At 38.2% G+C, this 12,289-nt stretch carries 11 protein-coding genes and 1 other annotated feature; of the genes, 9 read left to right on the plus strand and 2 right to left on the minus strand.

What is annotated here, in order from left to right; translation table 11 throughout:
* Window positions 1–23 precede the first annotated feature (23 nt).
* The 7 genes from DN392_RS03890 to DN392_RS03915 all read left to right on the plus strand — a co-directional run bounded on the left by DN392_RS03890 (window position 24) and on the right by DN392_RS03915 (window position 8,364).
* Entirely contained in the window at window positions 24–536 is a 513-nt protein-coding gene (locus DN392_RS03890) for an adenine phosphoribosyltransferase (RefSeq protein ID WP_000346221.1), read from the plus strand.
* 210 nt (window positions 537–746) lie between these two features.
* Window positions 747–2,930, plus strand: coding sequence for a GTP diphosphokinase (gene relA / locus DN392_RS03895; RefSeq protein ID WP_001262796.1), 2,184 nt, complete (start codon window positions 747–749; stop codon window positions 2,928–2,930).
* A gap of 17 nt (window positions 2,931–2,947) precedes the next feature.
* Window positions 2,948–3,388, plus strand: coding sequence for a D-tyrosyl-tRNA(Tyr) deacylase (locus tag DN392_RS03900; RefSeq protein WP_001266955.1), 441 nt, complete (start codon window positions 2,948–2,950; stop codon window positions 3,386–3,388).
* A gap of 269 nt (window positions 3,389–3,657) precedes the next feature.
* Window positions 3,658–3,834: a hypothetical protein gene (locus DN392_RS30240; protein ID WP_001242605.1), complete on the plus strand. Its 177-nt coding sequence runs from the start codon at window positions 3,658–3,660 to the stop codon at window positions 3,832–3,834.
* A 54-nt stretch (window positions 3,835–3,888) separates the two neighbouring features.
* Window positions 3,889–4,119 (plus strand) — a binding site (T-box leader).
* 69 nt (window positions 4,120–4,188) lie between these two features.
* Entirely contained in the window at window positions 4,189–5,460 is a 1,272-nt protein-coding gene (gene hisS / locus DN392_RS03905; protein ID WP_033658806.1) for a histidine--tRNA ligase, read from the plus strand.
* A gap of 12 nt (window positions 5,461–5,472) precedes the next feature.
* Window positions 5,473–7,248 carry an aspartate--tRNA ligase gene (gene aspS, locus DN392_RS03910; RefSeq protein ID WP_000840881.1) on the plus strand — a complete coding sequence of 592 codons (1,776 nt, stop codon included), beginning with the start codon at window positions 5,473–5,475 and terminating at the stop codon, window positions 7,246–7,248.
* Between the two features lie 348 nt (window positions 7,249–7,596).
* On the plus strand, window positions 7,597–8,364 hold the full coding sequence (locus DN392_RS03915; RefSeq protein ID WP_000903181.1) for a tRNA threonylcarbamoyladenosine dehydratase: 768 nt from the start codon (window positions 7,597–7,599) through the stop codon (window positions 8,362–8,364).
* A gap of 56 nt (window positions 8,365–8,420) precedes the next feature.
* Here the strand turns inward: DN392_RS03915 and DN392_RS03920 are convergent, their stop codons facing one another.
* Window positions 8,421–9,062: an RsfA family transcriptional regulator gene (locus DN392_RS03920; RefSeq protein WP_000857719.1), complete on the minus strand. Its 642-nt coding sequence runs from the start codon at window positions 9,060–9,062 to the stop codon at window positions 8,421–8,423.
* 37 nt (window positions 9,063–9,099) lie between these two features.
* A complete protein-coding gene (locus DN392_RS03925) occupies window positions 9,100–10,386 on the minus strand; it encodes a replication-associated recombination protein A (protein WP_000812941.1) in 1,287 nt (428 codons plus the stop codon).
* A 292-nt stretch (window positions 10,387–10,678) separates the two neighbouring features.
* Between DN392_RS03925 and cymR the strand changes: the two genes are divergently transcribed.
* Window positions 10,679–11,095 (plus strand): cysteine metabolism transcriptional regulator CymR, encoded by a 417-nt coding sequence (cymR, locus tag DN392_RS03930; protein WP_000704116.1) that lies wholly within the window; start codon window positions 10,679–10,681, stop codon window positions 11,093–11,095.
* Window positions 11,096–11,130: 35 nt separating this feature from the next.
* Window positions 11,131–12,276 (plus strand): cysteine desulfurase family protein, encoded by a 1,146-nt coding sequence (locus DN392_RS03935; RefSeq protein WP_000439914.1) that lies wholly within the window; start codon window positions 11,131–11,133, stop codon window positions 12,274–12,276.
* Window positions 12,277–12,289: the final 13 nt, after the last annotated feature.

Genomic DNA, 12,289 nt, shown 5'->3' on the forward strand with positions numbered 1-12,289 from the left:
AGATCTGAGGAGGATTCAGAAATATGGATTTCAAGCAACATATCGCAATTGTACCGGATTATCCAAAAGAAGGTATTGTATTTAAAGACATTACACCGTTAATGAACGACGGTAAAGCATACAAAGCAGCAACAGATGCAATCGTTGAGTATGCAAAGAAAAGAGACATTGACGTTGTAGTAGGGCCAGAAGCACGTGGCTTTATTATCGGTTGCCCAGTTTCTTATGCGTTAGAAGTAGGTTTTGCACCAGTTCGTAAATTAGGAAAATTACCACGTGAAGTAATTACAGTTGACTACGGTAAAGAATATGGTAAAGATGTTTTAACAATCCATAAAGATGCAATTAAGCCAGGTCAACGCGTATTAATTACAGATGATCTATTAGCTACAGGTGGAACAATTGAAGCGACAATTAAGCTAGTTGAAGAACTTGGCGGAGTTGTAGCAGGAATTGCATTCTTAGTAGAGCTTACTTACTTAGATGGTCGTAAAATGTTAGATGGTTACGATGTATTAGTATTAGAAAAATACTAATCACTATATAGGTAAAACTACGGTGATAAGAAGTACCCGTGAATCTCTTGGAGAGGAGCGGGTACTTTTGTATAATTGCACAAAAAAATAAGGTGAAATGTCAGTAAAATCTTTTCCTTTTCACAATTCACAATCATTAGGTTATAATGATAGAATATAATTTATTCTACTTAATTAAGATAAAGTCAATTTTCAATAAAAGGTGATTCGATGGCAAATGAGCAGGTACTAACAGCTGAACAGGTACTCGAGAAAGCAAGTCAATATTTAGCAGATGAAGATATTGAGCTAGTGGCACGTGCCTATGAATATGCACGTGATGCGCATAGCGAACAATACAGAAAATCGGGTGAACCGTACATTATTCATCCAATTCAAGTTGCAGGTATTTTAGTTGATTTACACATGGATCCAGCTACAGTATCAGCAGGTTTCTTACATGATGTAGTGGAAGATACAGAAATTACATTAGAAGATATTGAACGGGAATTTAATAAAGAAATTGCTATGCTTGTCGATGGTGTAACAAAGCTCGGAAAGATTAAATATAAATCTCATGAGCAACAACAAGCAGAAAACCATCGCAAAATGTTTATCGCAATGGCTCAAGATATTCGAGTTATTTTAATTAAACTAGCTGATCGTCTTCATAACATGCGTACATTGAAACATTTGCCTCAAGAGAAGCAGCGACGCATTGCAAATGAAACGTTAGAAATCTTTGCACCTTTAGCACATAGACTCGGAATTAGTACTATTAAATGGGAGCTAGAGGATACGTCACTTCGCTATTTAAATCCACAGCAGTACTATCGTATTGTAAATTTAATGAAGCGTAAACGTGCAGAGCGTGAAGAATATTTAGACGAAGTAATGACTGGTATTCGTGAGAAATTAAAAGAAGTTGCAATTCAACCTGAGATTTCTGGAAGACCAAAGCATATTTACAGTATTTATCGTAAAATGGCACTGCAAAATAAACAGTTCAATGAAATTTACGATTTATTAGCTGTACGTGTCGTTGTAAATAGTATTAAAGATTGTTATGCAGTACTTGGAATTATTCATACGTGCTGGAAGCCGATGCCAGGTCGTTTTAAAGATTATATTGCGATGCCGAAAGCAAATCTATATCAATCTCTTCATACGACTGTAATTGGGCCGAAAGGTGATCCGCTTGAAGTGCAAATTCGTACGAAAGAAATGCATGAGATTGCAGAATTCGGGATCGCGGCGCACTGGGCGTATAAAGAAGGAAAAACAGCAGAAACAACAGGTACATTAGAGAAGAAACTTACATGGTTCCGTCAAATATTAGAATGGCAAAATGAAGCTTCTAATGCAGAAGAGTTTATGGAGTCATTAAAAATTGATTTATTCTCTGACATGGTATTCGTCTTTACACCGAAAGGCGACGTAATGGAATTGCCACTTGGATCTGTTCCGATTGACTTTTCGTATCGCGTACATTCAGAGATTGGAAATAAAACAATTGGTGCAAAAGTAAACGGGAAAATGGTGACGCTTGATTATAAATTAAAAACTGGTGACATCATTGAAATTTTAACATCGAAACATTCGTATGGGCCAAGTCAAGACTGGGTGAAACTTGCTCAAACATCTCATGCAAAAAACAAAATACGTCAATTCTTTAAGAAGCAACGTAGAGATGAAAATATTGAAAAAGGCCGTGAACTTGTTGAGAAAGAAGTGCGTAGCCTAGAGTATGAGATGAAAGAAGTGTTAGCTCCTGACAATTTAAAACGTGTTGCTGAAAAATTCAACTTTGCAAATGAAGAAGATATGTTTGCAGCAGTTGGATATAGCGGGATTACAGCGTCGCAAATTGTTACGCGACTAACGGACAAATTCCGTAAGCAACGTGAAGAAGAAGAAATCGTTGAAGTTAAAGAAGTTCGTAAACCGATGAAAATTCGAAAATGGGATTCTGGCGTTAAAGTAAGTGGTGCGGATAATTTATTAATTCGTTTATCAAAATGCTGTAACCCAGTACCAGGTGATGATATCGTTGGTTATATTACGAAAGGCCGAGGTGTATCGATTCACCGCCGTGATTGTGTAAATGTTCATACAGAAGAAGCTATAGAACGTTTATTGGAAGTAGAGTGGGAAGGTAGTCCTGAAAAAGAAATTGAGTATAACGTTGATATTGAAATTTCAGGTTACGATCGCCGTGGCTTATTAAATGAAGTATTACAAGCTGTTACAGAGACGAAAACGTATATTTCGGCAGTTTCTGGTAGAAGTGACCGTAATAAGATGGCGACAATTAATATGTCAATCTCTATTCGTAACTTACAGCACTTGAAAAAAGTAGTAGAACGCATTAAACGTGTTCCAGAAATTTATGCAGTACGACGCATGATGCATTAATAGGGAGTGTAGAAAAGATGAGAGTTGTTTTACAACGATCAAAAGAAGCGTCTGTCACAGTAGACGGTGAGATCGTAGGACAAATTCCGTTCGGTTTAACATTACTAGTTGGCATTACGCATGAAGATACAGAAAAAGATGCAACTTACATTGCAGAAAAAATTGCGAACTTACGTATTTTTGAAGATGAGAGTGGAAAGATGAACCATTCTGTACTTGATGTAGAAGGACAAGTTCTATCAATTTCGCAATTCACATTATACGGAGATTGCCGCAAGGGAAGACGTCCCAACTTTATGGATGCTGCCAAACCTGATTATGCAGAGCGTTTATATGATTTCTTTAATGAGGAAGTTCGTAAGCAAGGATTGCATGTAGAAACAGGGAAGTTCGGAGCAATGATGGATGTTTCTTTAATCAATGATGGTCCGGTGACCTTAATTGTGGATAGTAAATAGTGTTGCTTAAAAAAGAGGAGATTACATAATCCCCTCTTTTTTATACATTGTTGTATGTTTTGTTCATTTATCTCGCTATTTGTGGGAGATCCACTGCCCGTCGAAGCCTGATTAGTGAGGGTTAATAATGAGTGGCGATGGACAAAACCCTTATTCATTAAAGTTTTACTTTATTTGGAATCAATAGCTGTTTCAGTTATGTATAACTCTTTCATCAATATGGAACAATAAAAAGTAAAACATCTATATTGAATGTGAGGGATATACGTATGCGTATGAATGAAAAAGGGCATTCTGTTACAAATGGTGCAAATCAACTGTTTAACGTAAATTTTCATGATTTTATTTCAAAAGAGCAAAACAATACTTCAATGGAACTTGCTTCTGAGTTTGGGATTTCTCTTCAAGATGTAAAGCGTCTAAAGAAGCAGATTGAACGCTCTTAGAGTACTTGACAATCCTACTCAACAAACGTATAGTAATTTTATATTTACATATGAATATAACCGTTGATAGAGAAGAGTAAATGAGACACACATGGAAAGAGAAGAAATGTCTTAGGCTGAAAACATTTCTGCATGATGACTGATTGAATGACACTCTAGAGGTTTCAACTTGAACGGCATATATGCTTAGTAGGGATGAACGCACATTTAAGCGTTATTAAAAAAGTGGAAGCATACGTGCTTCAATTAGGGTGGCACCACGGGTATAATACTCTCGTCCCTACTGTTCAAACAGTAGAGGCGGGAGTTTTTTTATTTTTATTAAGATTAAAACAATTTGAGGAGGAACTGAATATGTCTATTCAAATCCCACGCGGAACGCAAGATATTCTTCCAGGTAGCGTTGAGTTATGGCAGTATATCGAAGGGCAAGCACGCGAAATTTGCCGTCGTTACAACTATAAAGAAATTCGTACACCAATTTTTGAACACACTGAGCTATTTTTACGTGGTGTTGGTGATACGACAGATATCGTACAAAAAGAAATGTACTCATTCCAAGATCGTGGAGAGCGCAGTTTAACATTACGTCCAGAAGGTACTGCACCTGTTGTACGTTCTTACGTTGAAAACAAAATGTTCGGTGATGCAACACAACCAACGAAATTATACTATATTGGTCAAATGTTCCGTTACGAAAGACCACAAGCAGGTCGCTATCGTCAATTCGTACAATTCGGTATTGAAGCAATCGGTAGTAACGATCCTGCGATTGATGCAGAAGTAATTGCACTTGCTGTAGAGTTTTACCGCGGCATGGGCTTAAAAAATATTAAAGTTGTATTAAACAGCTTAGGTGATGCGGCGAGCCGTCAAGCGCACCGTGATGCGTTAATCGCACACTTCGAGCCACGTATCGGTGAGTTCTGTTCTGACTGCCAATCTCGTTTAGAAAAGAATCCTCTTCGTATTTTAGATTGTAAGAAGGACCGTAACCATGAATTAATGGGAACAGCACCATCTATTACAGAATACTTAAACGAAGATTCAGCAGTATACTACGACAAAGTTCAAGAACTATTAACGATGATGGATGTTCCATTTGAAAAAGATCCGAACTTAGTACGTGGTTTAGACTACTACCAACACACTGTTTTTGAAATTATGAGTGAGGCAGAAGGTTTCGGTGCTATCACTACATTAAGCGGCGGTGGCCGTTATAACGGGCTTGTACAAGAAATCGGTGGGCCAGAAATGCCAGGTATCGGTTTTGCGATGAGTATCGAACGTTTAATTATGGCGCTAAAAGCTGAAAACATAGAATTACCAATTGAACATAGTATTGATTGTTATGTTGTAGCGCTTGGTGAAAAAGCGAAAGACCATGCTGCGAAAATTGCGTTTGATCTTCGTAAAGCTGGATTATCAGTTGAAAAAGATTATTTAGACCGTAAAATGAAAGCACAATTTAAATCAGCAGATCGTCTAAAGGCGAAATTTGTAGCTGTATTAGGGGAAGATGAGCTAGATAAAGGCATCATTAACTTAAAAGATATGGCAACAGGCGAACAAGAAGAAGTAGCATTAGATGTATTTGCTTCATACGTAGCAGAGAAATTAATATAGGGGGAACTTACAGTGGCTGAAAGAACACATGCATGTGGAAAAGTAACAGTAGAAGCAGTTGGACAAACAGTTCAATTAAAAGGTTGGGTACAAAAACGCCGTGATTTAGGTGGATTAATCTTTATCGACTTACGTGACCGTACAGGTATCGTGCAAGTTGTATTTAACCCAGAAACATCAAAAGAAGCGTTAGAAATAGCAGAAACTATTCGTAGTGAATACGTATTGCACGTAGAAGGTACAGTTGTTGAGCGTGGTGAAGGCGCAATTAATGACAATATGGCAACGGGTCGTATTGAAGTACAAGCAACGAAAGTAAACGTATTAAATGCAGCAAAAACAACGCCAATCATTATTGCTGATGATACAGATGCATCAGAAGATGTGCGTTTAAAATATCGTTATTTAGACTTACGTCGTCCTGCAATGTTTAACACATTCAAAATGCGTCACGACGTAACGAAAACAATTCGTAACTTCTTAGACACAGAAGAGTTCTTAGAAGTGGAAACACCAATTTTAACGAAGAGTACACCAGAAGGAGCTCGTGACTATTTAGTACCAAGTCGTGTACATGATGGTGAATTCTATGCGTTACCACAGTCTCCACAATTATTTAAACAGCTTCTTATGGTCGGCGGATTTGAGCGTTACTATCAAGTAGCACGTTGTTTCCGTGACGAAGATTTACGTGCAGACCGTCAACCAGAATTCACGCAAATCGATATCGAAGCTTCATTCTTAACACAAGATGAAATTTTAGATATGATGGAGCGCATGATGACGAAAGTTATGAAGGATGCAAAAGGTGTAGAAGTGAGTGCACCATTCCCTCGTATGAAATATGCTGATGCAATGGCTCGTTACGGTTCTGATAAGCCAGATACACGCTTTGAAATGGAACTAACAGACTTATCTGAATTTGCAGTAGGTTGTGGTTTTAAAGTATTTACAAGTGCTGTAGAAAGCGGCGGACAAGTAAAAGCAATTAATGCAAAAGGTGCTGCGAGCAAATACTCTCGTAAAGATATCGATGCATTAACTGAATTCGTAAAAGTATACGGTGCAAAAGGTCTAGCTTGGCTTAAAGTGGAAGAGGACGGCTTAAAAGGACCGATTGCGAAATTCTTCGGTGAAGAAGAAGCAAACGCGTTAATGGCTACATTAGAAGCTACTGCTGGCGACTTATTACTATTCGTAGCAGATAAGAAGAGTGTTGTTGCAGATAGCTTAGGTGCACTTCGTTTACGTCTAGGTAAAGAGCTTGAGTTAATTGACGAAAGTAAATTTAACTTCCTATGGGTAACGGATTGGCCACTTCTTGAGTACGATGAAGATGCAGATCGTTACTTCGCAGCTCACCACCCATTCACAATGCCATTCCGTGAAGATGTTGAGTTATTAGAAACGGCACCAGAAAAAGCACGTGCACAAGCATATGACCTTGTATTAAATGGTTATGAGCTTGGCGGTGGATCACTTCGTATTTACGAGCGTGACGTACAAGAAAAAATGTTCAAAGCACTTGGATTCTCACAAGAAGAAGCACAAGAGCAATTCGGATTCTTATTAGAAGCATTCGAATACGGTACTCCACCACACGGTGGTATCGCATTAGGTTTAGACCGTCTTGTTATGTTGCTTGCAGGCCGTACGAACCTTCGTGATACAATTGCATTCCCGAAAACAGCAAGCGCAAGCTGCTTATTAACAGAAGCTCCAAGCCCAGTAGCAGAAGCACAGCTTGAAGAGTTAAACTTAAAATTAAGCTTAAAAGAACAGAAGTAAGAATAAAGTCTAGATGGTTATACTATAGCCGTCTAGACTTTTTTTGAGAGGTTGTTTAAAAAGTCCGGTTTAGATAACTGTCGCATCTCATCGTTACGTATGCTAGTCCGGTGCTCGAGTAGTACTCCTACACTGCGCTCCTCCTAGCGTGCGTGCCTCGATATGCTCGGTTCTCTAAATCCTCCTTTTTAAACCGTATATTTAGGGGGAAATAAAAGTCCGGTTTACACTATGTTTTTATTCTCGAAATATGTATTTTTAGGAATTCTATAACTTTTTCTATACAAATAGTCGGAAAAACGCTAGAATACATGATAGACCATTTTTGTAATAGGAGTGTAGAGCTGAATGTTACATCAATTTTCACGTAATGAATTAGCCTTCGGTAAAGAAGGACTTGAAATATTAAAAAATAGTACAGTCGGTATTTTAGGAATTGGCGGCGTAGGGTCATTTTCGGCAGAGGCGTTAGCACGTTCTGGTGTAGGACGTCTCGTATTAGTCGATAAAGACGTTGTAGATATTACAAACGTAAACCGTCAAATTCACGCGTTAGTATCTACTGTAGGGCGTTCAAAAGTAGAATTAATGAAAGAGCGTATCGCAGACATTAATCCAGAGTGTGAAGTAATTGGACTAGAAATGTTTTATACTGATGAAACATATGAAGAGTTCTTCAAACATGGATTGGATTTTGTAGTAGATGCATCTGATACGATTACGTTCAAAATTCATTTAATTAAACAGTGCTTACGTCGAAAAATTAAAATTATCTCATGCATGGGTGCAGCAAATAAAATGGACCCAACTCGTTTCCGTATTGCGGACATCTCTAAAACACATACAGATCCAATTGCGAAAGTAATTCGTACGAAGCTTCGTAAAGATGGTATTAAAAAAGGTGTAAAAGTTGTCTTCTCTGACGAAAACCCAATCGTAATTCGTGAAGAAGTACGTAAAGAAATCGTACCAGACGAAAATGCAAAAATTCGTAAAGCGAAATTACCACCTTCATCAAATGCATTCGTACCATCTGTGGCAGGCCTAATTATGGCAAGTCACGTTGTACGTGAACGTATTAAAAACGTTGAAGTGAAGCGTGTAGGGCAAGAATAAAAAGAAAGCATATATCCGTCTAGGGTATATGCTTTTTCTATTAGGTGACATCCGTTTTAATTTTCTGCAGAATAAATAATATCTAAATTTCCATTTTGATCTGTCTTGAAAATTGGAGCAATCTGTTCTTCTTGTTCTTCAACTGAAACGAGTTTTCGAGCACGGTCCATAATTCTAACAAGCATTGCATAATCTTCTTCGATTGCTTGTTGTTTTTTTGAGAGTACCGCTAATTTTGCTTCCAGTTCATGATTCGTTTTTTTCAAAGTCGTGAGCTGAGCTTGTAATACTTCATTTTCAGTTTGTAACTTTGCGAGTGAAGGGTTGGTATGCTCTAAGTTTTGCAAAAACGAGATGACATGTTGCATTGTAAGGTCCTGTTTGTTTGGTATAATATCTTCTGAAAACTCGGCATCAATTACGAGTTGTTTCGTTTGCGTGAAATGCTCTTTTTCTATTTTAGCTTCAGAGCGTTTTAATTCTTTACGTTGTTTTTTTGCAAGTTGCACCGCATCTTCGTAATTCGGTCTTACTTCAGCATTCCATCTAAATCCGCAAGCTGCGGAAGTGCGGTTCAATGTATCGCCGACTTCATCGAATGCTTTTATTTGTGTGCTACCGCTGCGAATATGTCGTAAAACAGTTTCTGCTAAAAGGAGATCGTCTTCTTTTGTCCATGCATCTTGACGTGTTTTCATAAGCGAAGCCTCCATAATGGTGACGTTTTCGCTTAGGTTACCCTTTATTTTTCGTTTTATTCGAACTTTGTAATCTTTCATATACAGTAGAAAGTGCTTGCTCAAATTTCCCTGTCGTTTTCGGTTTATAATATTGTTTGTTTTTTATTTTATCAGGTAAGTATTGTTGTTGTACCCATCCATTTGGATGGTCGTGTGGATACAAGTATCCAATGCCTCTTCCAAGTGATTCTGCGCCTTTGTAATGACTATCTTTTAAATGACTTGGAATGTCGCCTGTTTGACCGTTACGTAAATCGTGTAATGCAGTATCAAGTGCTTTGTAAGCTGAGTTTGATTTTGGTGATAAGCAAAGCTCGATAACAGCATTTGCAAGTGGTATGCGTGCCTCTGGGAATCCAACTCGTTCCGCTGATTCTATAGCTGCTAGTGTACGCGGTCCGGCTTGTGGGCTAGCAAGTCCGATATCTTCATATGCCATAATAAGAAGACGTCTACCAATGCTTTGTAAATCACCAGCTTCAATAAGACGTGCTAAATAATGAAGTGCTGCATTTACATCACTTCCGCGCACCGATTTTTGAAATGCCGATAATACGTCATAATGAGCATCTCCACCTTTGTCGTGAACGAAGCTCTTTTTTTGCAAGCATTCTTCTGCAATTTCTAGCGTAATTACCGCAGCTTTTTCGTCCGTTGTAAAGCTAGATAAAACAGCTAGTTCAAGTGCATTATAAGCAGAACGCATATCTCCACCAGATGCATTTGCAAAGTGATGTAATGCTTCTGGCGTAACCGTCACATCATATTCCCCAAGACCTTTTTCTTTATCTTCAAGTGCTCGTTTTAAGCCAATTAAAAGATCATCTTCTGTTAATGCGTGTAATTCGAAGATTTGACAACGACTTCGAATAGCAGAATTAATAGCATGGAACGGATTACTCGTTGTTGCACCGATTAAGGTAAGGAGTCCGCTTTCTAAATGAGGTAATAGAAAATCCTGTTTTGCTTTATCTAGACGGTGTACTTCATCTAAAATTAAAACGAGGTGTCGATGCATCTTTGCTTCTTGTACGACAACTTCCATATCTTTTTTATTATGAGTAACAGCGTTTAATAGGCGAAAAGGGGTTCCAGTACTTCCTGCAATTGCGCTCGCAATGGATGTTTTTCCTGTGCCTGGAGGGCCGTATAAAATCATAGATTGAAAATGATTTGCTTGGACCATTCGCCATAAAATTTTTCCTTCACCAACTAAATGTTGTTGTCCGATAATTTCTTGAATATTTGTAGGGCGCATTCGATGTGCGAGTGGCTGTTTCATTTTTACCGTCTCCCTTAATGTATAATCTCTTTCTATCGTATCATTTTTTTTAGTGGAATTTGAAATAGGATGCTGTTTTGTGGGAAAAATGAATATAAATATTTTCATTTTTCTTTCAATTGTAATAATTTCCGAGTTTTTCAATGTGATTTTATGTTATCATTTTGATACACAAGTTGAAATTTCTTATAATACTATATTATGCTATAATTTCATAGGATTTTAAATTGTGTTCTTTTATAAATAAGATATAACCAATAGAAGTGAAAATTTGAAAAGAGGTGCAAAATAGATGAAGATTTCAACGAAAGGCCGCTACGGCTTAACAATTATGATCGATCTTGCAAAAAAGTTTGGTGAAGGTCCAATTTCCTTAAAATCAATTGCGCAGGCACATGATTTATCGGAACATTACTTAGAGCAATTAATTTCACCACTTCGTAACGCTCGTCTAGTAAAGAGTACGCGCGGGGCATATGGCGGATATGTATTGTCTGATCAGCCAGCTAACATTACAGCTGGGGATGTAATCCGTGTATTAGAGGGTCCGATTAGTGTTGTAGAAATGATAGAAGAAGAGGAACCGGCACAACGCCAATTATGGATGCGTGTTCGTGATGCGGTGCAAGAAGTGTTAGATAGTACAACGTTAGAAGATTTAGTACGTTATGAGGAAGAAAATCACGGGGGCTATATGTTTTACATTTAATTCCTTGTGAAACGATTTGGAAAGAAGGAGATTTAATGGAACGCATTTACTTAGATCATGCTGCGACATCTCCGACTCACCCAGAAGTGGTCGAAAAGATGATTCCATATATGACAGAAACATTCGGGAACCCGTCTAGTATTCACTTTTATGGACGTCAAACGCGCCATGCAGTAGATGAGGCGAGACGCGCGGGAGCGCGTAGCATTCATGCGAATCCGAATGAAATTATATTTACGAGCGGTGGTACAGAAGCTGATAATTTAGCGCTTATAGGTGTAGCACGTGCGAATCGTCATAAAGGTAACCATATTATAACGACGCGAATTGAACATCATGCAATTCTGCATACGTGTGAATTGTTAGAGCGCGAAGGGTTTGAAGTGACATATTTACCTGTTGATGAAACAGGACGCGTTCAAGTTTCTGACATACAAAATGCATTAACAGAAGAGACGATTCTCGTATCCGTTATGTTTGGGAATAATGAAGTCGGGACGATGCAACCAATTGCGGAAATAGGGAAGTTGCTAAAAGAGCATCAAGCATATTTCCATACAGATGCGGTACAAGCTTACGGATTAGTAGAAATAGATGTGAAAGAGTTCGGTATTGATTTATTATCGATTTCAGCTCATAAAATTAACGGACCGAAAGGTGTAGGGTTCCTATACGCTGGTGCAAATGTGAAATTTGAACCGTTATTAATAGGTGGGGAGCAAGAAAGAAAACGCCGTGCTGGTACTGAAAATGTACCGAGTATCGTTGGTTTGCAACATGCAATTTTGTTAGCTGAAAAAACTCGTGAGCAAAAAAATGCCCAATATGAAGAGTTTAAAGATATAATGGTATCTGTCTTCAAAAATGAAGACATTACTTTCGAGGTAAACGGAAACTTAGAATATCGATTACCACATGTGCTTAATATCAGTTTTACAGGAATGAACATTGAACCGTTCCTTGTGAACTTAGATATAGCTGGCATTGCAGTGTCAAGTGGCTCGGCGTGTACAGCTGGTTCGATTGATCCATCACATGTATTAGTAGCGATGTTCGGAAAAGACTCCGATCAAATACGTTCATCCGTACGCTTTAGTTTCGGACTTGGAAATACGAAAGAGCAAATTGAGAAAGCGGCGTACGAAACAGTGAAAATCGTGAAGCGATTAACACAAAATTAGCATGGGAGGTGAC

The organism is Bacillus sp. BB51/4 (assembly GCF_008368845.1).
GTDB classification, from domain to species: domain Bacteria; phylum Bacillota; class Bacilli; order Bacillales; family Bacillaceae_G; genus Bacillus_A; species Bacillus_A wiedmannii.